Here is a 23,126-nt window from a genome sequence, read left to right on the forward strand (position 1 = left end):
GGTAGACATGGCGCGGTTTGACCTGAGCGATCGAGAATGGGCTTTGATCAAGCCCTTGCTGCCGAATAAGCCACGCGGTGTCGGTCGGGTCGACGACCGGCGGGTTCTCAACGGCATCTTCTATGTGCTGCGGACAGGCTCGCCCTGGCGAGATCTTCCGGAACGCTATGGCCCTTACACGACGGTCTATAATCGCTTTAACCGCTGGGCCAAGGCAGGTGTTTGGGTCCAAATTTTCGAGGTGTTGGCAGCACGCTCGCCGCAGTCGATGGCGCTGATCGACAGTTCTATCGTCCGCGCCCATCAGCACGCCGCTGGGGGTAAAAAGGGGGCGAGGATCACGCCATTGGCCGTTCTCGTGGAGGACTGAGCACCAAGATCAATGCGGTCGTCGACGAGAACGGACTGCCGGTCCGGCTGATGCTAACCCCGGGGCAGGCCCACGATCTGCGTGCCGCGCCATTTCTGCTCCAAGGGCTCAAATGCCGTGATGTTGTGGCCGACCGTGGTTACGACGCCGATGCCCTCCTGCACATGATCAGAGCCCGCGGAGCTAGGGCTCATATTCCTTCCACCAGCCAGCGAGTGGTCCAACGCTCCGTCAGCCGCCGCATCTACCGCAAGCGCAATCTTGTTGAGCGCTTCTTCTGCAAGCTCAAGCATTTCAGGCGCATCGCGACCCGCTTCGACAAGCTCGCTCGCAACTTTCTCGCGGCAGTCGCACTCGGCTCAACCCGCCTCTGGACCAGGGTTTATGAGTCCACGCCCTAGTGCTCATCGCTGGCGCAGGTCTGATCCTGGTCACGGCCGTCTGTGTTCGGCTGCTTGGGCTCGAGTTCCTGCCCAAGCTGGAGGAGGGCAATCTCTGGATCAGGGCGACGTTGCCACCCACGATCTCGCTGCAGGAGGGAAATACCTGCGTCAACGAGATGCGCAGGCTGATCGCAGAGCGGCCGGAGGTCGAGTCCGTGGTGTCTCAGCACGGCCGGCCCGACGAAGGAACCGACGCTGCCGGGTTCTTCAATGCCGAATTTTTCGCGCCGCTCAAGCCGGCCAAGCAGTGGCCGGACCGGGAGGACAAGGACGAGCTGACTGCAAGACTGCTCGCTCAATTGCAGGAGAAGTTTCCGGGCGTCGAGTTCAACTTCTCGCAATATCTTCAGGACAACGTCTCCGAGGCGGTCTCGGGCGTGAAGGGCGAGAATTCGATCAAGCTCTATGGCAACGATCTCCAAGCGCTGACCGACACCGCCAACAAGATCAAGGCACAGCTGGCGACCGTGCAGGGGATCACGGACCTTGCCGTCTTCACCTCGCTCGGACAGCCGACAATCCAGATCGACGTCGATCGTGCTCGGGCCGCGCGCTATGGTCTGTCGCCCGGCGACATCAACACTACGATCAAGACCGCGATCGGTGGCTACAGCGCCGGCGATCTCTACGAGCCCGGCAGCGATCGCCATTTCCCTATCATCATCAGGCTCGCCCCGCAGTATCGGCGCAGCGCAGAAGCCATCCAGAATCTGCGGATCGGCGCGCAAGGGCCAAACGGCATCAGTCAGGTGCCGCTGAGCGAGGTTGCGACGGTGAAGCTCGTCTCGGGCGCGGCCTATATCTATCGCGAGCAGCAGGAACGCTATCTGCCGATCAAGTTCTCGGTGCGCGAGCGCGATCTTGGCAGCGCCATCCAGGAGGCGCAGGACAAGGTCGCCCAGAACGTTCAGTTGCCACCCGGCTCGCACCTCGAATGGGTCGGTGAGTTCGGCAATCTCCAAGATGCGATCAAGCGGCTGTCGATCGTGGTGCCGATCAGCCTGGCGCTGATCGCGATGCTGATCTGGTTCAATTTCGGCTCGATCGTCGACACCGTACTCACCATGAGCGTGATTCCGATGGCGGTGCTCGGCGGCATCCTCGGCCTGCTCGTGTCGGGCATTCCCTTCAGCGTGTCGGCGGCGATCGGCTTCATTGCCCTGTTCGGCATCTCCGTGATGGACGGCATCATCATCCTGTCGCAGTACAACGCTCTGATCGACGAGGGGATGGAGCGCCGCGCTGCGATCCTGCGGACCGGCGAGCTTCAGCTTCGCCCGGTGCTGATGACGTGCGTGGTCGCCGGCGTCGGGCTGCTCCCGGCAGCGCTGTCGTCCGGCATCGGCTCGCAAGTCCAGAAGCCGCTCGCGGTCGTCGTGGTGGCCGGCATGATGCTGGCGCCGATCGTCATCCTGATTACGCTGCCTGCACTGATCTCGCTATTCTCGCGGCGGACCCGGTCGGATCTCGTTGGGCAGCCACGGCTGGCGCCAGCGGAATGAGGTGGCCTGTGCAGCAGCGCGTCCGGAACCCGATGTCGCGTCCGCTCCGCGCGGCAGTGATCACAACCGCCGCGACGCTCATGAGCCTCGGAGCCTTGTCGGCGGAGACGCTGCCGGAAGCCCTGGTCAGAGCCTATCAGTCGAGTCCGCAGCTCAACGCCGACCGTGCCCGCCAGCGCGGCACGGACGAAAACGTACCACAGGCGCTCGCCGGCTATCGTCCTCAGATCATCGCTAGCCTCAGCGCGGGCCTGCAGGCGGTCAGGAATACGCTGCCTGACAATACGGTGCAGGGCACGACGCTCCGCCCCTGGACGATCGGATTGACCGTCAACCAGGTTCTGTTCAACGGTTTCAAGACCGCCAATAGCGTCCGCGTCGCCGAATTCCAGGTTCTGTCGGGTCGCGAAGCCCTGCGCAACACGGGGCAGGGTGTGCTGCTCGACGCCGTCACCGTCTACATGAACGTGCTGGCCAATCAGGCGCTCGTCGAAGCGCAGCGGACCAATGTGACCGTTCTCCGGGAGATACAGGAGACGACGCGCAGGCGCCTGGACGCAGGCGACGTCACGCCGACCGATACGGCGCAGGCCGAGGCGCGGCTGAGCCGCGGGCTTGCCGACCTTAACGCAGCCGAGGTGACCCTCGCGATCAGCAAGGCCACTTATGCCCAGGTGACCGGGGAGGCGCCGGGCCCGCTCGCTCCGGCTACACCCGTGGACCGGTTTTCTCCGCTGACGATGCAGGCCTCGGTCGAGACCGCAAGGCATGAGCATCCCGCCGTGCTCGGAGCGGCTTATGACGTCGATACTGCTCAGACGACCATCAGGGTCGCCGAGGGCAGCTTGCTGCCCACTGTGGCGGTACAGGCGAATGTCAGCCGATCCAGGGATTCAGACACGACGCTCGGCACGTCAGGCACTGACCAGGCTTCGATCGTGGGTCAAATCAATGTGCCGATCTACGACGGCGGCACTGCGGCGTCCCAGACCCGCCAGGCCAAGGAGATGGCCTCGCAAAGCCGGCTGGTGCTCGAGCAGGTCAGGAATCAATCGCGTACGGCGGTGGTCGGTGCCTGGGTCTCGAACGAAGGCGCCAAGGTCGCGCTGAGCGCGGCCGAATCGGAGGTGAAGGCGGCGGAGATCGCCCTGCAGGGCGTCCGGCGCGAAGCCGCCGGGGGGCAGCGCACGACAATCGATGTGCTGAACGCGCAGCAGGAGCTCACCAATGCTCGCTCACGGCAGATCGCGGCCCAGCGCGACCGCGTGATCGCATCCTACACCCTGCTCAGTGCCGTCGGTCGCCTCGATGTCCACACTCTCGGCCTGAACACGCCGGACTATCTGCCCGAATTGCACTACCATCAGGTTCGTGATGCTTGGCACGGTCTGCGCACGCCGTCAGGTCAATAGCGCTGCGCGCTGGCCGAGGACGGGCACGCACGCAGGTAGGTGCCTCGCCAGCAGCATCCCCTTCGCGGGAAGGGTCGAAACCTAAAAGAAACACTATCAACCGTAATCTGCCACGAGCCTGGTCCGCTCCTTGCGGCCCCTGATCCATCGAACCCGACGAACGTGATGTCCACAGCTGATACAGAACAGTCGGAAGCAGGTCACGCTGCCTTAGGCCCGTCCGGAGTGGGGCTCCGGCCGCTGATGGTTGGCGCGCTGGGCGTCGTCTATGGCGACATCGGCACCAGCCCGCTCTACACGATGAAGACGGCGTTGGAATGGGCGGGAGGCGCCGACGCCGAGACCGCGCTCGGCATGCTGTCGCTGATCGTCTGGACGCTCCTGATCACCACCTCGATCAAATACGTCGCCGTCGTGATGCGGGCCGACAATGACGGCGAAGGCGGCATTCTGGCGTTGATGTCGCTGCTGGGGATCAAGCACGGCGAGCGGCTCGGGGTGATCGCGATGGGCTTGATCGGTGCAGCCTTGCTCTATGGCGACGGCGCCATCACGCCTGCGATCTCGGTGCTGAGCGCGTTGGAAGGACTGAAAAGCCCGCTGCCGCAGATCAGCCCCTATATCGTGACGCTGTCCGCGATCATCCTGGTTGGTCTGTTTGCGTTACAGGCCCAGGGCACCGACCGGATTGGCAAACTGTTCGGCCCTGTGATGATCGCCTGGTTCATCGTCATCGGTATCCTCGGTTTGTTTGGTATCCTGCGTCACCCCTCGGTGCTGGCGGCGCTCGATCCGCGCCATGGGCTGTCCTATCTGTTCAGTCATGGCATGACCGGCTTCCTGGTGCTCGGCGCCGTGTTCCTGTGCGCCACCGGAGCCGAGGCGCTCTATGCCGACATGGGGCATTTCGGCGCCCGCCCGATCCGCTTCGCCTGGTATGGGCTGGTGTTGCCCTGCCTGATCCTGAACTACGCCGGCCAGACCGCTGTCGTGGTCGATGCTGCGCTGGGCCAGGAGCCAAATCCCTTCTTCGCCCTGTGCCCGGCCGCGCTCCAGCTGCCGCTCGTTGCGCTGGCCACGGTCGCGACCATCATCGCCAGCCAGGCGATCATCAGTGGCGCGTTCTCGATGACCCGGCAGGCGATACAGCTTGGCCTGTGTCCGCGCCTGAACATCGCGCAGACATCGGCCACCGGCTACGGCCAGATCTATATCGGTTTCGTCAATTGGACGTTGATGGCGCTGACTCTGGGGCTGACCCTCGGCTTCCGCTCGTCCGACAATCTGGCGGCAGCGTTCGGCATCGCGGTGTCTCTGACCATGCTGCTGACTTCGATTCTGATGTTTCTGACCATGCGCGAGATCTGGAAGTGGAATCTGGCGGCGAGTCTTCTGACCGCGGGCCTGTTTGTCGTGGTCGACATGAGCTTCGTCAGCGCCAATTTGATGAAGGTGCTGGAAGGGGGCTGGTTCCCCCTGGTCGTCGCCGCCGTCATCTTCTTCCTGATGATGACATGGCATCAGGGCCGTGATCTCCTGGTCAAGAAGCTGGAGCGCGACACCCTTCCGCTCGCGACCTTCATCGCGCAGGTCGGCGCCAAGACGCGGGTCCCCGGCACCGCGGTCTACATGACCAGCCGGCTCGATGTCGTCCCCGTACCGCTGCTCCACAATCTCAAGCACAACAAGGTGCTGCACGATCGCATCGTGCTCCTGCGCGTGGTCACCGCGAGCACGCCGCGCGTCGCGCCAGATCTGCGCATCGACGTCGAGCACGTCGGGAGCAATTTTCACACGATGACGGTGCGCTACGGCTTCATGGAGCAGCCGGATGTCCCTGAAGCTCTCGATCAGTGCCGCCAGCGCGGGCTGATCTTCAACATGATGGAGACGTCGTTCTTCGTCGGACGGGTCAAGATCGTCGCCGAGCGGCGGTCGCGATTTGCTGCCTTCCAGGCCCATTTGTTCGAGATCATGCATCGCAACGCCATGGCGGCCACCGAATTCTTCCGCATCCCTCCGAACCGGGTCATCGAGCTGGGCGGACAGGTGGAGATCTGACCGGGCGGGGGCTTGCCTGAGTCCTTCGACGGCTCGGAGCGTAGTTTTATGGATCGAACGGGTCCGGTGCGGCTGCCGTCCACGGAGCGGCGACTGCGAAATGCACCGCCTCGGTGAACGCGTAACGGTTGCCGTGTTCATGAGTTCCACGTTGTACCGGCCATCGGCTAACAGCGACGCTATCGAAATTGTCCGCCTCGCTTTCCAATTTGCAACATCCGAGCTTCCTGACCTTGCCCCGGAGTTTTATCCAGGTCTCAGTTCGTTCGGGCGGTTGCTTCATCCGGGAGCCGTCTTCACTGTAACGACCTCCAGCCACTTCCAGCCTTCATACTTGTTCCCTGTCTGCCGGAGATGCGTGTATCGCTTCAGGCTCGACCAGGAACGATGGCCTGAGACGGCTGCGACTTGGGGAACGTTGTGGCCCATTTCAAATAGCCTGGAAACGCCGTCGTGGCGGAGATCGTGGAAATGCAGATCCACGATGCCGAGCAGTTGGCACGCGCGCGTAAATCCCATGCCGATTGCGTCGGTCGTATAGGGAAAGATCTCATCGGTATCCGAAGGCATGGATTGCGCGACGTGGAGAGCCTCAGCAGGGAGATCGCACCAGACGTCGTTCCCGAGCTTCTCGCCAGGGTTTTTCATGTCACGCACCAAAATCTTGCTTCCGACCTCATCGAGGTCGGCTCGCCTCAGCCGCGTGATTTCCTCAAGACGTCGCGTTGAGAAGATTGCGAATGCAATGACCTTCTGCATCGGCACAGACGAGGGCCGCCTTTGCTGCCGTTCGCCGAAATGCTGCATCAGCAGATCGAGCTCCGCCAAGCTCGGGCGCCGCTCCCGTGTACGGCTCTTGCTCGTGATCCCCAGTCTCTTGGCGACGACGAAGGCGTCCTTCATGGCAGCCTGGTCGAGCGGATATCCCCAAGCCGGGCGTGCGATCGCGAAGATGGCCGCGAGGTGTGAGAGATAGTTGCTGACGGTCTGGGGTTGGACTTTGCTTACCAGCTGGTTGGCGAATTCCACGAGATCGGTGCTACCGATCGTTGAGCACCTTCGCTGGGCAATCTCATAGCCTTTGATTGCGTTCAGGACCTGCGCCTTGGTGCGCCCGATCTCCTTCTTGGACTCGGAAACGTAGCGCTCGATGACGTCGGAGAGGACGGGGTCGAGACCTTTTTCCTGTTCGAGCCCTCCTGGTGCCGCCAACTCCTTTTCCCGTCTCTCCAGCCAGGCTGCGGCCGCCTGCTTCCGGTCGAATGTTCGAGCCTCCCGGTGCAGAATGGCCCCGCCGCGCTTGATGAGGACCTGGGCCAGATGGGCGGTGGTCCCGTCTTTGCGCTTGCGAGCGGTGATCGTTCCCATTAGGTGCCTCTAGGGTTGCCGGATTCCGGTACAACATCGATCTCTCCGGTACAACATTGTTGTACCGAGGGGCGAAAAATGGGTGAAAATCGGTGGAAATCGGCGTCAATAGGCGAATATCGGATACTTTCGGTACGACTTGTAAATGACTGAAATCTCAAATAAATCACAGATATCAATGCGTTGGCGCTTTTCCGTGGCGCCGATGATGGATTGGACCGACCGGCACTGCCGGGTGTTTCACCGCCTGCTGTCGCGGCGGGCGCTGCTCTATACCGAGATGGTCACCACCGGCGCCGTCATTCATGGCGATCGGAAGCGGCTGCTCGGCTTCGATGCGAGCGAGCATCCGGTGGCGCTGCAGCTTGGCGGGTCCGATCCGGCCGATCTCGCGACCTCGGCGCGGATCGGCGAAGACTTCGGTTATGACGAAATCAATCTCAATGTCGGCTGTCCTTCCGACCGGGTCAAGGATGGCCGCTTCGGCGCCTGCCTGATGGCGGAGCCTGAGCTCGTCGCCGCCTGCGTCGCGGCGATGAAGCGCGCGGTGCGCATTCCCGTCACGGTGAAATGCCGCATCGGGATCGATGACCAGGATCCGGAGCTCGCGCTCGATACGCTGGCGGATGCGGTGGTCGATGCGGGCGCCGACGCGCTGATCGTGCATGCGCGCAAGGCCTGGCTGAACGGCCTGTCGCCCAAGGAGAACCGCGAGATCCCGCCGCTCGATTACGACCGGGTCTATCGGCTGAAGGCGAGGCTGCCGAACGTGCCGGTCATCATCAATGGCGGCATCACCAGCATCGCGGCGGCGCAAGCGCATCTGGCTCACGTCGATGGCGTGATGCTCGGGCGCGCCGCCTATCAGGAACCGTGGCAGTTGCTCGACGTCGATCCCATGCTGTTCGGCGACGCCGCGCCGCATCGGAGCATGAAAGACGCGTTGGCGGCGCTCGAGCCCTATATTGAACGCCAACTCCGGGAGGGCTCGCGGCTGCACGCGATCACGCGGCATCTGGTCGGCGCCTATCACGCGGTCCCGGGGGCGCGCGCCTTTCGCCGTCATCTCGCCGAGCGCGGCGTCAAGCCGGATGCCGGGATCGAGGTGCTGCGCGAGGCGGTGGCGATGGTCGAGGAGCGTGCGCCGGCGGCCGCGTTCGCCTGACTCATTCGCGGGCCGGCAGCAGCTCCGCCACGGCCTGCCGCGCGATCCTGTTTTCGTCCGGCAGTCCGATCGAGATGCGCAGCCAATTGTCAAATTGTGGCTGTGCACGGCCGATGATGATGCCGCGGGCGGCGAGCGCCGCCGCAGCCTCGGCATGCGGCCGGCCGCAATCGAAGAACACGAAGTTGGCCTGTGAGGCGCTGAAGCGGCGCCCGCGAGCGCGCAGCAGCGCATGCCAGGCCTCGCGCTCGGCCGCGACCTTGGTACGAACCGAAGCGACGTAGTCGTGATCACCGAGGCTCGCGGTGGCGGCGACCAGGCTCAGCCGGCTCAGTCCGAAAAACGCGCCGATGCCCATCTGCTTCAGCGCAGCGGCCAGCGGCTTCGGAGCCAGCGTGTAGCCGATCGCGAGACTTGCGAGTCCGAAGATCTTGGAGAATGTCCGGAACACGGCGACATTGCCGCCCTCGCGCACCAGCGGCGCAACGCTGCGGGCGGCAAAGTTCGGCATGAATTCGAGATAGGCCTCGTCGACGATCACGAGCGTGCGTGCCGACAAGTCGCGCACCGCCGCGATGAAGGCGGCGGTGTCGCTGACCGTGCCCGAGGGGTTGTGCGGATTGACGAGATACACCGCGCGCGTGGTGCCGTCGACCGCCGCCGCGATGGCCGGCAGGTCGTTCTCCAGCGCGGCATTCAGCGGCACGCCGACCACGCGGCCGCCGGCCGGTGTCACCGCATCGACCAGCGCCGTGTAGCCCGGCTCGGAGTAGACGAAGGTGCCGCCGCGTCCGCCGCGCGCGGACAGATATAGTCCGAGCACGTTGAGGTTCTCGCCGAGCACGATCTGCTCCGGCGCGATGTTTTCGCGCGCGGCAATCGCCGCCGTGAGATCGTCGAGCTCCCGGCCGGTGTAGCGGGCGAGGCCGGCGAGATCCGCTTTGATGGCGTCGATGGCCGCAGGCGATGGCCCGAGCGGAGTCTCGTTGAGGGCCAGTCGGATCGATGGTGGGGGCAGGGCATCGGTCATGGCTGGAATCTAGGCCGGGACCTGCCGCCCGCGCAAGCGAACGAACCGCCGCCGCGGCGGCCTCAGCTGCGCTCTGGATAGCCGTGCAGCATCAGCCGGTCGGAGCGCACCTCCCAGCGTTCGAGCCGGTCGAGGAAGCTCATGCCGAGCAGATTCGTTTTCATCTGGCCGTGCGGCACCACCAGCGCCGGCACGGAGCGCTCCACCAGCCGGCCGATCGCGAGCCGATCGAGCGTCAGCCGCGCCGCCTTGGTGTGGCCGCCGGCGGTCTCGACATCGACATCGTAGTTGAGCAGCTCGAGCGGCAGGCCTGCCGCCTTGGCGGTCTCATAGGTCAGCACCACCGATGTCGCGCCGGTGTCGACGACCATCGGCGCGGTGACGCCGTTGATCTTGGCGCGCAGCGCAAACTCGCCGCCGCGGGTGCGCTCGATCTCGACCGCGTTGGTCGGTGGGCTTGCCTTGGCGCGGAAGGCGCGGCTGCGCAGCATCTCCGAAACGGTGTCGCTCGCCAGCGCAGCCTGTTCGGGATCCTTGTAGACGATCACGGCACTTGCGGTGGTCACCATGGTGACCAGGACGAGCACGACCTTGTTCATGCCAGGCCTCCCGTCGATGCCGCCGCGCTCAGTCGCGCCGGCGTCCCATCGCGGCGAGGCCGGCGTCGTGCATCCGCGCGGCCAGCCCGTCCATCAGGGCCAGACGCTCGTCGGCTGACATGCGCCCCCAGCGGGCGATCTCCGGCAAGGTGCGGCCGCAGCCGAAGCAGAGCTTGGTCTTGGGATCGATCATGCAGACAGCGATGCATGGTGTATCTTGGCTCATCATGCGAGTGTGAAAGCTTCTGGCACTGTTTTGCAAGTGCAATCATCTCACAGTCCCGTTCCGGCATTCATGATCGGTTTGCGGAGCAGCCGGCGTTTCTCCTGGGCAGGTGCGGCGACCGTCTCGGGCTGCAGCGGCGGCGCCTCGTCCGACAACGGGGCGAGCGCCGACATTACCCGCTCGGGCGGGAATGTGACGATCACCTCGGTGCCGATGCGGACCTTCGACTTTAACGTGAAGGTGCCGCCATGCATCTCGATGAGGTTCTTGGCGATGGGGAGGCCGAGGCCCGCGCCCTGTTCGGCCGATTTGATCGAGTTCGAGCCCTGGCCGAATGAGGCGAGCACGATCGGGATCTCGTTCTCAGGAATGCCGGAGCCGGTGTCCTTGACGCTGAGATACTGGCCGCCCGATGCGGTCCATCCGGCCTTCAGCCAGATCTCGCCACCTTGCGGCGTGAACTTGATGGCGTTGGAGAGCAGGTTGAGCACGACCTGGCGGATTGCCCGCTCGTCGGCCCACAAGCGCGGCATGTTCTGCTCGAACACTTCATGGATGGTCAGGCCACGGCTGGACGCCCGCAGCTTCAACAGATGATGGCAGTCGGCCACCACATGCACCAGAGCCACGGCTTCCTCATTGAGCTCGTAGCGGCCGGCCTCGATGCGCGAAAGGTCGAGGATCTCGTTGATCAGGTTCAGCAGGTGGACGCCGGAATTGTGGATGTCGGCGGAATATTCCTTGTACACCGGCACCGCATGCGCGCCGAAGATCTCGCTCTTCATGACCTCGGAGAAGCCGAGAATGGCGTTCAGCGGCGTGCGCAGCTCATGGCTCATCTGGGCGAGAAAGCGCGACTTCGCCACGTTGGCGGCTTCGGCGCGATAGCGCGCCTCGTCGGAGATCGCCTTGGCCTGTTCGAGCTCGCCGATCAGCGCATCCTTCTCGGCGCGCGCCTCGAGGGTCGCGAGCGTGGTCGAGTGCAGCTGATGGGCGAGCAGAACGAAATAGCCTTCGGCCGCGACCGCGAACGCGGCGAGCAGGTAATTGTCGAACGTGCCCGACAGCGCCAGGCTCAGCGTGATCGCGACCGTCACCGGCGCGGTGACGGCGACGGCGGCGACGGGCAGGTTGGCGGCGAGCATGCTGGAGACGGCGATCACCAGCAGCATCAGGAACATCATCAGCGTGCCCGACACCTCCGCGAGCGCGGGATGGATCAGGATCGCCATCCAGCACACGCCGTAGAGCAGGTCGAGCAGCACGAAGCGTGTGCGCCAGCGCCGGGTCGCCGCCATCGACGGCTGGTCGGCGAGGAAGTTCGAGCAGTTGCGCACGATCGCGGCGTGGATGCAGAGCACGCCGCAGGTCCAGGCGCCGGCCGCCAGCGCATGCAGCCAGACGCTGAGCATCAGCCCGGTCGCCACGACCAGCAGCATCACGATGTAGGATGCGGAGATGCGGGTCTGCGCATATTGGCGCAGCAATTCGCGATCGAAGGCTGGCCGCGTTCCCGATGTCGATGTCAATCGATCGCGCGCCTCGCGCACCCGCTGCTGCGCGGCCCGACGCTGGCTTGCCGGTGCAAGCGCCGGCGTATCGGCCGGAAGCTCGACGACTTCGGGCTTTTCAGCGGGTCTACTCATCAACAACACGAATCCTGCCCGTGGCCATACGGGCTGCTTTCTGCATCTTCTATAACTGGCTCTAAATCCTTAAGACGGATTATAGACAACGAAAAATTTGCGTTAACGCCGCGTTAAGAGGCCGGCTTCCGCCGCGCGGCGATGCCGAGAAAACGCAGCCTCCGCCAGCCGATCACGACGCCGGTGATGCTGAAGGCGAAGCCGCAGGCGCAGAGGCCGACGATGACAAGCGTGCGCAGCGTCGGGTGGGCCAGCAGGCTGGGGAAGTCCAGCGTGTGCAGCGCCTGATAAAGCCAGCGATAAGCGCGCCGGGAGGAGTCGAGCTTCTCGAGCAGGGCGCCCGAGGCGGCGTCGACATGATACCAGGCGTCACCGCAGACGATGCGATAGACCGGCGCTCCCGGGACGTCGGAGACGAAAGGATAATCGTCGCCCGCTTCGACCTCGGTCGCGCGCCCGCAATGGCCGCCCAGGTGATCCGCCGTGGCATTGATATCGGCGGGCTGCAGGAAGCGGCCGACCGGTCGCCAGGTCGCGCGGTCGCGCACCGAGATCTGCTGCTGGCCGAGGGCCCGCCGTGCGCGCTGATACAGGCGGCCGCCGAACGCAAACCATTCGATCTCGCGGACGTCGCCAGACAGGCCCGTCGGAGGGATGGTGGTCAGGGCGCTCCAGTCGGGGACGCCGATGAGGACGGCGTCCTCCGAAGCCGTGAGCTGGCCGGTCGCGAACAATCGGTCATGGTCCATCGACAGCCAGCCGCTGACGATCCAGGTCAGGACGAACTGCATGCAGATCAGGCCGGCCCAGTGATGCCACAGGTGCCAGCTGCGGTAGCGCGACGACAGGCGTGCTTTGCGCAACCGCAGCCGGAGCGGACCGAGCAGGGCGCCGGTGACGGCGGCAATCGCCGCCGCGAGCGAGAGCCACCAGACCGTGACGTTCCAGGCCGCCCAATCTCTGCGCAGCACAGTCGGGTAGATCCAGTGCACGACGCTGCCGACATAATTCCAGCCGCGTTCGAAGCGTGTCGTGTCGAGCACGACCTCCCCGGTGCGCGAGGAGACGTAGAGCTCGGTGCCGTCGGCATCGTTCAGCGCGATGCGATGCAGCGGGCGGTGCGTATCGAACCGGTTCGGCACCGTCCATTGATCGTAATCGCCGAGCGCCGCGATCGCGGCGCCCGCGGCGTCGAGCCCGCGCCGCTGTGCCGCGGCGCGGGCGATCGCCAAAGCGAGGCCGGGATCGGTGACGTCGGCCGCGGCAAGGCTGTCGGCATGGATCGCCACATGGCGGCCCGGCGTGGCAATGACGTAGACCGCGCCATCGACGCGCTGCATCAGCCGCATGCGGCGGGCAGGTTGGCCGCCCAGGCTGGCGAGCGCCTCTGCCGGGGCGTGCAGCGGCACAGCGAGATCGAGCGGCGCCAGTCCTGCGAAGCGCTCGCCCTCCGTCTGTGCGGGGAACGGCACGAAGTGCATCACGATGCCGGTCGCGAACCACAGCATGAACAGCGGACCGAGCAGGATGCTGAGCCAGCGATGCGTGAGGATCAGCGCCCGGATCATGCGGCCCTAGAACTTGAACGAGGCTTCGACCTCGTAGGTGCGGGGCGCGCCGAGGAAGATCTGGTCGGGATAGAACGGATCGCTCCAGGCCGCATAGCGCTTGTCGGTGACGTTGCGGACGCGGAAGGCGAGGCGCGTGCTGGTCGCGGTGGCGAACAGCGGCACCTTCGGCAGGTCGATGAAGGCGAACAGGTCGGCCGTGGTATAGGCGAGCAGCTTCACCGTGTTGGCATCGGTGCTCCAGCGGTCGCCGACATGGCGCACGGAGAAACCGAGTTCGACCGGCCACCAGCCCGGATTGAGGAAGCGGTAGGAGCCGCCGCCATTGACGATGACAGCCGGAATGTTCGGCGGCGTGTTGCCGGAGAACGAGCCGCCATTGGCAAGATCGTAGTCGGCGTAGCGTGCGCGCACATAGGCGACGTTGCCCCAGAGCCTGGTCTCCGTCGTCGGCCGCACGGCGGCGGCCAGCTCGATGCCCTGGGACTTCACCTTGCCGGCGAGGTTGAGCTGCTGGCCGGCCTGGGCGCTGTAGACATTGTTGCGCTCGATGTCGAACGCCGAGAAGGTCCACTCTGCGCGGCCGTTCCACACGAGCTGCTTGACGCCGGTCTCGTAGCTGCGGGAGTCCGACAGCGTAAGGTTCTGCGTCGGGCTGAGCAGGAAGATGCTGTCGGCCGAGATGTCGCTCGCGGTCGCATATTGGCTGTAGAAGGTCGTCCCCGGCAGCGCTTCCCACGTATAGCCGATGCGGCCGGTGACCGGCTGCCAGCTCTTGGAATAGGGGAAGCCCGGCCGCTCGGCGCCATTCCGGATCCAGTTGCGGTCGAGCGTGAACGGATTGTAGCGCAGGCCGCCGACCAGCGCGAAGCTGTCCGTCAGCTTCAGCCGGTCCTCGAGATTGATCGCGACGCTGTCGATGGTGGCAGTCTGTAATTGTGTCGTCAGCAGGCCATAGGTACCACGATCGAAGCCGACCAGCGGGACCGACTCGCCGGGAAAGTTCGCCGCGCCGGGCCGCGTGAAGTCGGTGTGCGAGCTCTCGACCGACGCGACCATGCGATTGGACAGGCCGAAGATACTGCCGTTCCAGGTGACGTCGGTAACGTTGCCGACGATGTTGTGGTTGTGGTGGACGAAGAAGCGCTCGCGGTCGACCAGGTTGGTCCCGGCGTTGAACGCCGACACCTCGTTGTTGTACCAGTCGCGGCTGGCATTGTAGTTGTAGATCTGGCTCCGCAGCGTGACGGCGTTGTTGAGGTCCCATTCGAAGCCGCTGCGCACCCATGACTCCTTGATGGTTTTGTGGCCGTCGATCACATTGTAGTTGGTCGACAGCGTGCGGCCATCGATCGTGACGGCGCCGAGATTGGTGCCGTTGTAGTCGGAGACCTTGGTGCCCGAAACGATGCCGCTGGTCGCATTCGCGCCACTGAAGGCCACCGGCACCAGCGGTGTGCCTTCATAGGGCTTGGCCTTGTAGTCTTTGAACTCGGCCGCGACGAAGGTCCTGAAGCTGTCGGACAGGCGATAGTTCAATTGGCCCGAGACGTGGACGTTCTTGAACTCGGTGTCGTCGATGAAGCCGACTTCCCTGGTGCGGCTGATGTCGAAGCGGTAGTCGAGCCCCCGGACGGTCGTGCTGCCGCCCGAGCCGAAGCCGCTGCGGAAGGTGCCGCGCTGGTCGAAGCCGATGAAGGTCTCGCTCTCGACCGGGCCGGTGTGCGGCGCCTTGGTCACGAAGTTGATGGTGCCGCCGACCGCGCCCTGGCCCGAGCTCAGCGAGGAGGGGCCTTTCAGAAACTCGACGCGATCGAGGTTGAAGGTCTCCATCGTCAGCGCGGTGAATCCGGTCGGCCCGATGTTGATGCCGTTGTAGAGCACATTGATCTGGTTGCCCTGGAAGCCGCGCATCGCGAAGCCGACATCGTTCGGCGCATCGCCCGCGCTGACGCCGGTGGCACCCTTCACGGCATCGACAGTCGTGTGATAGCCCCGCTCGCGCAGCGTCTCGGCGCCGATCACTTCAACTGTTGCCGGGATCTCCCGCGCCGTCAGTCCGAGCCGGCTGCCGCTGGCCGGCGTCGCATTGCCATTGAGCGGGGTGGTGGCCGTGGGGCCGGTGGTGGCGGACGACAAGGCTGCTGCCGGGGAGGACGCTGGCGGACGTCGCGGCGCAGAACGCGCGGTCTGCGCGGAGGTCGGCCGCGCGGAGGGAGCGCGGCCGTCGACCGGTCGCGGGCGTGGTGCATCGACCGTGACGCCGGGCAGAACGGTTTCCGCCGCCGGCTTTCCCGACGAATTGGCGGCCTGCTGCGCATGTGCCATGGGCGCCGGCGCCCAGCCTGCCGCAACCAGCCCCGCCAGCGATATCGAACCCCAGACGTCCCGCGCGCTCATTCCAATCCTCACCGCGGGTCGGCTGTGCCGGCGTCCCGCGTCCCCAAGCCATGCGTTCATGATGACGGAGACGAGTTAGCCGAAAATCGGAAGAATGTAATGTTATAACATTACATTTCCTTCTTTCCGCCACGGGCTGTCTCGTTTCGGCAACAGTTGCGAACGACTAGCGATTGCAATCGGTAACAGCGAGTCGTGATGCGCACAATGGCGATGCGACCTGCCATCGCGCGTGGCTCGGCGCACTGGGGGGAGCGAGGGAGAGAGGGGGCTCGCCATTGAGCGAGGCGAGCGCTCTGCCGCGCACGCAAGGCGGCGGCAGAGCCGGATCGATATTCGTCTTGTTACTTCTCCAGCCGGGCCAGCAGACTGGACGTATCCCAACGCTTGCCGCCAAGCTTCTCGACCTCGGAGTAGAACTGGTCGACCAGCGCGGTCACCGGCAGATGGGCGCCGTTGCGGCGCGCTTCGTTGAGGCAGATCGACAGGTCCTTGCGCATCCATTCCACTGCAAAACCAAAATCATATTTGCCGTCGTTCATGGTCTTGTAGCGGTTCTCCATCTGCCAGGACTGGGCAGCGCCCTTGGAGATGGTCTCGATCACGGCTGCGACGTCGAGGCCCGACTTCTTCGCGAAATGGATGCCTTCGGACAGGCCCTGAACGAGGCCGGCGATGCAGATTTGGTTGACCATCTTGGTCAGTTGGCCGCTGCCGGCCGGTCCGAGCAGCTTGCACATCCTTGCATAGGCCGCGATGACCGGCTCAGCGCCGGCATAGGCCTCCGCGGTGCCGCCGCACATCACGGTGAGAACGCCGTTCTCGGCGCCGGCCTGGCCGCCGGACACCGGCGCGTCGATGAATTTGAAGCCGGCCTTGGTTGCTGCCGCGTCCAGCTCACGTGCCACTTCAGCCGAGGCGGTGGTGTGGTCGACGAAGGTCGCGCCCTTGCTCATGCCGGCGAAGGCGCCGTCGGCGCCGATCGTCACCGAGCGCAGGTCGTTGTCGTTGCCGACGCAGCACATCACGAAGTCCTGGCCCTCGGCGGCCTGCTTCGGCGTTGCGGCGGTCTTGCCGCCGAACTTGTCGGCCCATTCCTTCGCCTTGGCCGCGGTGCGGTTATAGACCGTGACCTCGTGACCACCCTTCTTCACGAGATGTCCTGCCATGGGGAAACCCATGACGCCGAGACCGATGAAAGCGACTTTAGCCATATGAGCTACCTTGACCTTGGGTTCTGCCGACAGCCTTGAGAGGGCCGGGCTGTTCTTGGAAGGAACACATCAGCACCCCGCGCGGCTCGCGGCGGCGTGCTGGACGCCGCACCATAACGGCTTGCGAGGCGGGGGCAACGGCTTCGTGACGGATGCGAAAGCGGGACTGTGTGCTAAACAGGCCTGATCATGATGGCTTGCAAAGTCGTCATCCGGCTACGAAATCCGAATAACCAACGAACCAGCCAGGGAGTGTCCCGCATGGGCGTCAGCGTCGGCGTGCTCGATCATTTCAACATCCGGACCCGCAACCTTGCCGAGACGGTCCGCTTCTATGAGGACGTGCTCGGGCTGGAAAACGGCGCCCGGCCAAACTTCGCGTTTCCCGGCGCCTGGATGTACAGCGAGGGCCGGGCGGTGGTGCATCTGGTCGATATCTCGCCGACGTCAGAGGCACAAAAGCCTGATTCCGGCGTCGTCCATCACGTCGCCTTCGTCAGCCGTGGCTTCGCCGCCATGAAGGCGCGGCTCGCGGCCAAGGGCATGCCGTTCGAAGCCCGCCAGGTTCCGGGGGGTGAGCTGTGGCAGATCTTCGTGCGCGATCCGAACGGCGTGATGATCGAGCTCAATTACGAGGCAGCCAAGGAACAGGCCGGGGATGCGCCGGTGGAGACCGCATCCGACATCGGAACCATGGTGGCGTTTTGAGCTGACCGGCATTATGAAGCAGCCCAACAGGAGGCCGGGCGGATGCTGTCGGCAACGACGGAAGATCATGTCCGGCCAAGACGATAGGGCGCGACGATGTGGCGCGTTCTGAACTTCTTCAGGAGACGCGCCGTGAGCGTGACGCAGCAGCAGGTTCTCGAGGCACTCAAGCGGGTCCGCTCGCCACGCGGCGTGGCGCTGACCGACGCCGGGGTGCTGTCGCCGATCACGGCCAATGAGGGCAAGGTGTTCTTCTCCATCAATGTCGAGGCCAGCGAGGCACGCGGCTGGGAGGACACCCGCGCCCAGGCGGAGGCGGCCGTGCGCGCCATTCCCGGCGTGACCATGGCCATGATCGCCCTGACCGCCGAGCGCAAGCCGGGCGCCGCGCCGCCGCCGCCACGGAGCTCCGGCGTGCAGCCGGTCTCGGCGCATCGTCCCCACCAGCATCAGCATCCGGCGGACTCGCCGATGTCGCGGCAGGCTGCGATCCCCGGCATCGGCGCGGTGATCGCGGTTGCCTCGGGCAAGGGCGGCGTCGGCAAGTCGACCACCGCGATCAACCTTGCGCTCGGTCTGCGCGACCTTGGGCTCAAGGTCGGGCTGCTCGATGCCGACATCTACGGACCGTCGGTGCCCAAGCTGACCGGCCTGCACGAGAAGCCGCAGCTCACGCCGGACAAGAAGATGATCCCGCTGTCGCGCTTCGGCCTTGCGATCATGTCGATCGGCTTCCTGGTCGAGGAGGACAGCCCGATGATCTGGCGCGGCCCGATGGTGATGTCGGCGATCAACCAGATGCTGCGCGAGGTCGCCTGGGGCACGCTCGACGTTCTGGTGGTCGACATGCCGCCGGGCACCGGCGATGCTCAGCTGACCCTGGCGCAGAACGTGCCGTTGAAGGGCGCGGTGATCGTGTCGACGCCGCAGGATCTGTCGCTGATCGACGCCCGCCGGGGTCTTGCGATGTTCCGCAAGGTCAACGTGCCCGTGCTCGGGATCATCGAGAACATGAGCTACTTCCAGTGCCCGCAATGCGGCACGCGCTCGGACATTTTCGGCCATGGCGGCGCCCGCCACGAGGCCGAGCGGCTCGGCGTGCCCTTCCTTGGCGAGATCCCGCTGCACATGGACATCCGCTCGACCTCCGACGCCGGCACGCCGGTGGTGGAGAGCGACCCCAGCGGGCCGCATGCGGCGATCTACCGGACCATCGCTGCGTCGGTTCGGGATCAGCTCAAGGGCGCCATCGCTGCGGCGTGACGCGCTGCAGCAATTTGCGTGCGACTATTGGACGGCCTGTCATTCCAACGTCGCGTTTTCGCTGACCCGGTTCCGTGCTAAAGCCCCGGCCGGATCGTACTCGACTCGATGCGGCCAATCGCATCGGCGGACAAATAGTTTTCACGGGAAACGCCCCCAACAAGGAGATGCCTTAATATGAAGCGTCGTGATTTTCTGAAGGTTTCGGCCGCTGGTGCCGCGGCGACGGGCGCCATTGCCTCGCCGGCGATTGCGCAGTCCTCGCCCGAGATCAAGTGGCGGTTGACCTCCAGCTTCCCGAAGTCGCTCGATACGATCTATGGCGGCGCGACCGAACTGGCGAAATACGTCGCCGAGATGACCGACAACAAGTTCCAGATCCAGGTGTTCGCGGCCGGCGAAATCGTCCCCGGCCTGCAGGCGCTGGACGCGACCGCCAACGGCACCGTCGAGATGTGCCACACGGTGTCTTATTATTATGTCGGCAAGGACCCGACGTTTGCGATCTTCGCCTCGGTGCCGTTCGGCCTCAATGCCCGGCAGCAGAACTCCTGGCTGTATCAGGGCGGCGGCAATGAGCTCGCCAACGAATTCTACAAGAAGTTCGGCGTGATCGGCTTCCCCTGCGGCAACACCGGCACCCAGATGGGCGGCTGGTTCCGCAAGGAGATCAAGACGGTCGCCGACCTCTCGGGCCTCAAATTCCGCATCGGCGGCATCGCCGGCCAGGTGCTGCAGAAGCTCGGCGTCGTGCCGCAGCAGCTCGCGGGCGGCGACATCTACCCGGCGCTGGAGAAGGGCACCATCGACGCCGCCGAGTGGGTCGGCCCCTATGACGACGAGAAGCTCGGCTTCCAGAAGGTGGCCAAGTACTACTATTATCCGGGCTTCTGGGAGGGTGGTCCGACCGTCCACGCCTACACCAACCTGGAGAAGTGGAATTCGCTGCCGAAGAACTACCAGGCCATTCTGACCAACGCGACGATGGCGGCGAACACCTGGATGGCGGCGCGCTACGACATGCAGAACCCCTCGGCGCTGAAGCGCCTGGTCGCCGGCGGCACGCAGCTGCGCCCGTTCACCAACGAGGTGCTGGAAGCCTGCCTCAAGGCCACCAACGAGCTGTGGGGCGAGATCTCGGCGAAGAACCCCGACTTCAAGAAGTCGATCGACGCCATGCAGGCCTACCGCTCGGATGAGTATCTGTGGTGGCAGGTCGCTGAATACACCTATGACAGCTTCATGATCCGCTCGCGCACCCGCGGCTGATCTCAAATATTCGATCGGCGGACAATTGAGCCCGGCCTCGTAAGAGGCCGGGCTTTTTGCGCTGCGTTGCGACAACGTTTCGCAATGGCACTCCGTCGCGGTTTGATCCAGAGTGGTTGCAAAGGCCTCGTAAGAAGGCCGCCCAACACCAAGCACATCATCATCATGAGGGAGGGAAAGACTATGAAGCGGAGAGATTTCATCAAGGTCACGGGGCTCGGCGCGGCCGGCGCCGCCGCAATCGCATCGCCCGCGATCGCGCAATCATTGCCCGAGATCAAATGGCGCATGACCACGAGCTGGCCGAAATCGCTCGACACCCTGCATGGTGGCGCCGAGATGATGGCCAAGATGGTCAGCGAGGCCACCGACAACAAATTCCAGATCCAGACTTTCGCCGCCGGCGAAATCGTGCCCGGCCTGCAGGTGCTCGACGCCGTGCAGAACGGCACGGTCGAGATGGGGCACACGGCGTCGTACTACTACTTCGGCAAGGACCCGACCTTCACCTTCGGCTCCTCGGTGCCGTTCGGCCCGAACATGCGCATCAACCAGGCCTGGTACCTGATGGGCGGGGGCAAGGAGATCCTCAACGAGTTCTACAAGAGCTACAACGTCACCTCGCTGCTTGCCGGCAACACCGGCTGCCAGATGGGCGGCTGGTTCCGCAAGGAGATCAACTCGGTCGACGATCTCAACGGCCTGAAATTCCGCATCGGCGGCTTTGCCGGCCGGGTCATGCAGAAGCTCGGCTGCGTGCCGCAGCAGCTCGCCGGCGGCGACATCTATCCGGCGCTGGAGAAGGGCACGATCGATGCCGCTGAATGGGTCGGTCCCTATGACGACGAGAAGCTCGGCCTGTTCAAGGTCGCGCCGCATTACTACTTCCCCGGCTGGTGGGAGGGCGGGCCGATGCTGCTCGCGATGATCAACCTCGAGAAGTGGAATGCGCTGCCCAAGCATTATCAGAAGCTCCTGGAGCAGGCCGGCCACTTCGCCAACAACTGGATGATGGCGAAATACGATTCCGCCAATCCGCTGGCGCTGCGCAAGCTGATCGCCGGCGGCGCCAAGCTGCATCCTTTCCCGGCGCCGGTCATGGAAGCCTCGTTCAAGGCCGCCAAGGAGCTGCATGCCGAGGTCGCAGCCAGCAATCCCAACTTCAAGAAGGCGCTGGAGTCGCTGACGGCCTATTCGGGCGCCGGCTATTCCTGGTTCCAGGTCGCCGAGGTCGGCTACGACAACTTCATGGCCCGGCGTTCCCAGAGCTGACACAACGGCCGGCGTGCGAAGCAGGCCGGCCAATCACTTCGGTGCGGCGTCGGCCGTTCGCAGGACATCGACCCGGCCCTCGCTCATGATGCAGTCGCGCCACACATGCGTGGTGCAGGCGGCAGGCCAGCCGCCGCCGAGCGCCATGAACAAGGCGGCGGTATCAGCAAGCCGGGTCGCCTCCGCCTGGACGCGTGCGATGGCCGTGTTGAGGTAGGCCTGCTGGGCGTTGAGGACGGTGACCTGGCTGATCTGGCCCAGGGTCAGCTGCTTCTGAATGATGTCGAGGGTCGCGCGGGCGCTGTCTTCGGCCTTGATCGCCGCCTGCACCGCGCGGGCGTCGGCCTGCAGGCTGCGCAGGCTGTCGGCGACGTTCTGCAGCGCGGTGATCACGGCCTGGCGGTACAGCGCGCCGGCCTGGTCGAGGGCTGCCTCCGCGGATTTCTGCCGGTGATAGAGCGTGAGGCCGTCGAACACGGTCGCGGTGGCGCTGCCGGCGACGGTGTAGAACAGCGTGCCCGGCGTGAGCAACTCGGCGGGCCTGAAGGCGCTGCTGCCGGGATTGGCTGAGAGCGTGATGTTGGGCAGCCGGGCGGCGATGGCCACGCCAACCAGCGCGCTGGCCGCATGCAAATTAGCTTGGGCGGCGCGGATGTCGGGCCGCTGCGCCACCAGCGCAGCCGGCAGGCTGATCGGCAGGTTGCGCGGCAAAGCGAGATGCTGCAGGTCGAATGTCTCAGTGATCTCGTCAGCCGAGAATTGACCGGCGAGCGCGGTCAGCAGGTCGCGCTGGATCGCGATCTGCTTCTGCAGTGGCGGCAGCGTCTGCTCGACTTGGGCCAGCGCGGTCTGTTGCGTCAGCACGTCGACCTGCGCGGCCTGACCGGCCTGCAATTGGCTGTTGAGAATGCCGAGAATGTCACGCTCGATCTTGATGATGCGCTCGGTCGCTGCGATCTGGCCGCGCAGCGAGGCCTCCTGGATGGCGGCCGTGACGACGTTCGTCGTCAGCGTCAGATAGGCCGCCTCGAGCTGGAAGCGCGCCTGCTCGGTCTGCGCCTCCAGGCTTTCGACGCTGCGCGCGTTCTGTCCCCAAAGGTCCGGCACGAAGCTGATGGTCAGCTGCGCCGTGTGGAGAGAGTAGCGCGACTGTGGCGGATCACCCGGCCCCTGCTGCCTCGCCATGTTCGAGCTCTGCTGGTCCGCGGCCGTATAGTTCGCGCCGAGCTGCGGATAGAACAGCCCGCGCTGTGCCTGCGCATTCTCGTTGGCGATGCGGATCGCGGCGTCGGCGGCGTCGAGAGTCGGGTTGCGCGCGACTGATCTGCGGATCAACTCGTTCAGCGGGAACGAGCGGAACGCCGCCCACCAGCGCGCCGGCACGTCAGCGTCAATCTGGAATTGTTGCGGCGCAACCTGCGGACCGGTGCGGTCCGCCGCAGGCGAGGCCAATGGCTTTCGTGTATAGCCTGCGACCGCAGGCGGCTCGGGCCTATCGAAATCAGGACCGACGGCGCAGCCGCTTGTCGCGATCAAGAGCGCCAGGGCAAGCCAAGCCCTTGAGGCACGCCGGACAGACCGCGAGAGTGGATGAAGCTGACGCATCGGGC

At 64.9% G+C, this 23,126-nt stretch carries 16 protein-coding genes and 2 pseudogenes; 9 read left to right on the forward strand and 9 right to left on the reverse strand.

Going from position 1 to position 23,126, the window contains the following annotated elements; all coding sequences use genetic code 11:
- Window positions 1–7: 7 nt before the first annotated feature.
- From BBTA_RS38925 to BBTA_RS16140, 4 genes and pseudogenes are all read left to right on the forward strand, one after another.
- Window positions 8–771 (forward strand): IS5 family transposase gene (locus tag BBTA_RS38925; protein WP_244424310.1). Its coding sequence is split into 2 segments (ribosomal slippage): window positions 8–343 and window positions 346–771, totalling 762 coding nucleotides; the frame shifts between segments, so codons are not numbered across the junction.
- A gap of 38 nt (window positions 772–809) precedes the next feature.
- Window positions 810–2,315 (forward strand): annotated as a pseudogene (locus tag BBTA_RS16130) (efflux RND transporter permease subunit); the annotation flags it as partial.
- 80 nt (window positions 2,316–2,395) lie between these two features.
- On the forward strand, window positions 2,396–3,727 hold the full coding sequence (locus tag BBTA_RS16135) for a TolC family outer membrane protein (protein ID WP_244424440.1): 1,332 nt from the start codon (window positions 2,396–2,398) through the stop codon (window positions 3,725–3,727).
- Between the two features lie 243 nt (window positions 3,728–3,970).
- Window positions 3,971–5,788, forward strand: coding sequence for a potassium transporter Kup (locus BBTA_RS16140; protein ID WP_244424441.1), 1,818 nt, complete (start codon window positions 3,971–3,973; stop codon window positions 5,786–5,788).
- A gap of 279 nt (window positions 5,789–6,067) precedes the next feature.
- Here the strand turns inward: BBTA_RS16140 and BBTA_RS16145 are convergent, their stop codons facing one another.
- Window positions 6,068–7,156: a tyrosine-type recombinase/integrase gene (locus tag BBTA_RS16145; protein WP_012043559.1), complete on the reverse strand. Its 1,089-nt coding sequence runs from the start codon at window positions 7,154–7,156 to the stop codon at window positions 6,068–6,070.
- Between the two features lie 145 nt (window positions 7,157–7,301).
- Between BBTA_RS16145 and dusA the strand changes: the two genes are divergently transcribed.
- Window positions 7,302–8,321 carry a tRNA dihydrouridine(20/20a) synthase DusA gene (gene dusA, locus BBTA_RS16150; protein ID WP_083780666.1) on the forward strand — a complete coding sequence of 340 codons (1,020 nt, stop codon included), beginning with the start codon at window positions 7,302–7,304 and terminating at the stop codon, window positions 8,319–8,321.
- A 1-nt stretch (window position 8,322) separates the two neighbouring features.
- Here the strand turns inward: dusA and BBTA_RS16155 are convergent, their stop codons facing one another.
- The 7 genes from BBTA_RS16155 to BBTA_RS16180 form a co-directional block, all read right to left on the reverse strand.
- On the reverse strand, window positions 8,323–9,351 hold the full coding sequence (locus tag BBTA_RS16155) for a histidinol-phosphate transaminase (protein ID WP_012043561.1): 1,029 nt from the start codon (window positions 9,349–9,351) through the stop codon (window positions 8,323–8,325).
- A 62-nt stretch (window positions 9,352–9,413) separates the two neighbouring features.
- Window positions 9,414–9,950 carry a TIGR02281 family clan AA aspartic protease gene (locus BBTA_RS16160; protein WP_012043562.1) on the reverse strand — a complete coding sequence of 179 codons (537 nt, stop codon included), beginning with the start codon at window positions 9,948–9,950 and terminating at the stop codon, window positions 9,414–9,416.
- A 28-nt stretch (window positions 9,951–9,978) separates the two neighbouring features.
- Complete coding sequence (locus BBTA_RS38930; RefSeq protein ID WP_012043563.1) at window positions 9,979–10,176, reverse strand: DUF1289 domain-containing protein; 198 nt, start codon at window positions 10,174–10,176, stop codon at window positions 9,979–9,981.
- 47 nt (window positions 10,177–10,223) lie between these two features.
- Entirely contained in the window at window positions 10,224–11,822 is a 1,599-nt protein-coding gene (locus tag BBTA_RS16165) for a HAMP domain-containing sensor histidine kinase (RefSeq protein WP_012043564.1), read from the reverse strand.
- A gap of 113 nt (window positions 11,823–11,935) precedes the next feature.
- On the reverse strand, window positions 11,936–13,390 hold the full coding sequence (locus BBTA_RS16170) for a PepSY domain-containing protein (RefSeq protein WP_012043565.1): 1,455 nt from the start codon (window positions 13,388–13,390) through the stop codon (window positions 11,936–11,938).
- 6 nt (window positions 13,391–13,396) lie between these two features.
- Window positions 13,397–15,790, reverse strand: coding sequence for a TonB-dependent siderophore receptor (locus tag BBTA_RS16175; RefSeq protein WP_012043566.1), 2,394 nt, complete (start codon window positions 15,788–15,790; stop codon window positions 13,397–13,399).
- A 344-nt stretch (window positions 15,791–16,134) separates the two neighbouring features.
- Complete coding sequence (locus BBTA_RS16180; protein ID WP_256374719.1) at window positions 16,135–17,037, reverse strand: NAD(P)-dependent oxidoreductase; 903 nt, start codon at window positions 17,035–17,037, stop codon at window positions 16,135–16,137.
- A gap of 228 nt (window positions 17,038–17,265) precedes the next feature.
- Here BBTA_RS16180 and BBTA_RS16185 point away from each other — a divergent pair, with 228 nt between their 5' ends.
- From BBTA_RS16185 to BBTA_RS16200, 4 genes and pseudogenes are all read left to right on the forward strand, one after another.
- Window positions 17,266–17,712 (forward strand): VOC family protein, encoded by a 447-nt coding sequence (locus BBTA_RS16185; RefSeq protein ID WP_012043568.1) that lies wholly within the window; start codon window positions 17,266–17,268, stop codon window positions 17,710–17,712.
- A gap of 132 nt (window positions 17,713–17,844) precedes the next feature.
- The gene (locus BBTA_RS16190) at window positions 17,845–18,975 is read left to right on the forward strand and encodes an Mrp/NBP35 family ATP-binding protein (RefSeq protein ID WP_012043569.1); all 1,131 of its coding nucleotides are present in this window, start codon (window positions 17,845–17,847) and stop codon (window positions 18,973–18,975) included.
- Between the two features lie 174 nt (window positions 18,976–19,149).
- A pseudogene (locus tag BBTA_RS16195) lies at window positions 19,150–20,244 on the forward strand (TRAP transporter substrate-binding protein); the annotation flags it as partial.
- A gap of 183 nt (window positions 20,245–20,427) precedes the next feature.
- On the forward strand, window positions 20,428–21,516 hold the full coding sequence (locus tag BBTA_RS16200) for a TRAP transporter substrate-binding protein (protein ID WP_012043571.1): 1,089 nt from the start codon (window positions 20,428–20,430) through the stop codon (window positions 21,514–21,516).
- A gap of 33 nt (window positions 21,517–21,549) precedes the next feature.
- On the opposite strand, the gene BBTA_RS16205 is transcribed toward BBTA_RS16200, so the two are convergent.
- Complete coding sequence (locus BBTA_RS16205) at window positions 21,550–23,121, reverse strand: efflux transporter outer membrane subunit (protein WP_012043572.1); 1,572 nt, start codon at window positions 23,119–23,121, stop codon at window positions 21,550–21,552.
- Between the last annotated feature and the right edge of the window lie 5 nt (window positions 23,122–23,126).

Source organism: Bradyrhizobium sp. BTAi1, assembly GCF_000015165.1.
GTDB classification, from domain to species: domain Bacteria; phylum Pseudomonadota; class Alphaproteobacteria; order Rhizobiales; family Xanthobacteraceae; genus Bradyrhizobium; species Bradyrhizobium denitrificans.

Excerpts from the sequence above, each read along its gene's own strand:
- BBTA_RS16135 (WP_244424440.1), top strand. The coding sequence starts at position 2,396 with ATGAGCCTCGGAGCCTTGTCGGCGGAGACGCTGCCGGAAGCCCTGGTC.
- BBTA_RS16140 (WP_244424441.1), top strand. The coding sequence starts at position 3,971 with ATGGTTGGCGCGCTGGGCGTCGTCTATGGCGACATCGGCACCAGCCCG.
- BBTA_RS16145 (WP_012043559.1), bottom strand. The coding sequence starts at position 7,156 with ATGGGAACGATCACCGCTCGCAAGCGCAAAGACGGGACCACCGCCCAT.
- dusA (WP_083780666.1), top strand. The coding sequence starts at position 7,302 with ATGACTGAAATCTCAAATAAATCACAGATATCAATGCGTTGGCGCTTT.
- BBTA_RS16155 (WP_012043561.1), bottom strand. The coding sequence starts at position 9,351 with ATGACCGATGCCCTGCCCCCACCATCGATCCGACTGGCCCTCAACGAG.
- BBTA_RS16160 (WP_012043562.1), bottom strand. The coding sequence starts at position 9,950 with ATGAACAAGGTCGTGCTCGTCCTGGTCACCATGGTGACCACCGCAAGT.
- BBTA_RS38930 (WP_012043563.1), bottom strand. The coding sequence starts at position 10,176 with ATGAGCCAAGATACACCATGCATCGCTGTCTGCATGATCGATCCCAAG.
- BBTA_RS16165 (WP_012043564.1), bottom strand. The coding sequence starts at position 11,822 with ATGAGTAGACCCGCTGAAAAGCCCGAAGTCGTCGAGCTTCCGGCCGAT.
- BBTA_RS16170 (WP_012043565.1), bottom strand. The coding sequence starts at position 13,390 with ATGATCCGGGCGCTGATCCTCACGCATCGCTGGCTCAGCATCCTGCTC.
- BBTA_RS16175 (WP_012043566.1), bottom strand. The coding sequence starts at position 15,790 with ATGAGCGCGCGGGACGTCTGGGGTTCGATATCGCTGGCGGGGCTGGTT.
- BBTA_RS16185 (WP_012043568.1), top strand. The coding sequence starts at position 17,266 with ATGGGCGTCAGCGTCGGCGTGCTCGATCATTTCAACATCCGGACCCGC.
- BBTA_RS16200 (WP_012043571.1), top strand. The coding sequence starts at position 20,428 with ATGAAGCGGAGAGATTTCATCAAGGTCACGGGGCTCGGCGCGGCCGGC.
- BBTA_RS16205 (WP_012043572.1), bottom strand. The coding sequence starts at position 23,121 with ATGCGTCAGCTTCATCCACTCTCGCGGTCTGTCCGGCGTGCCTCAAGG.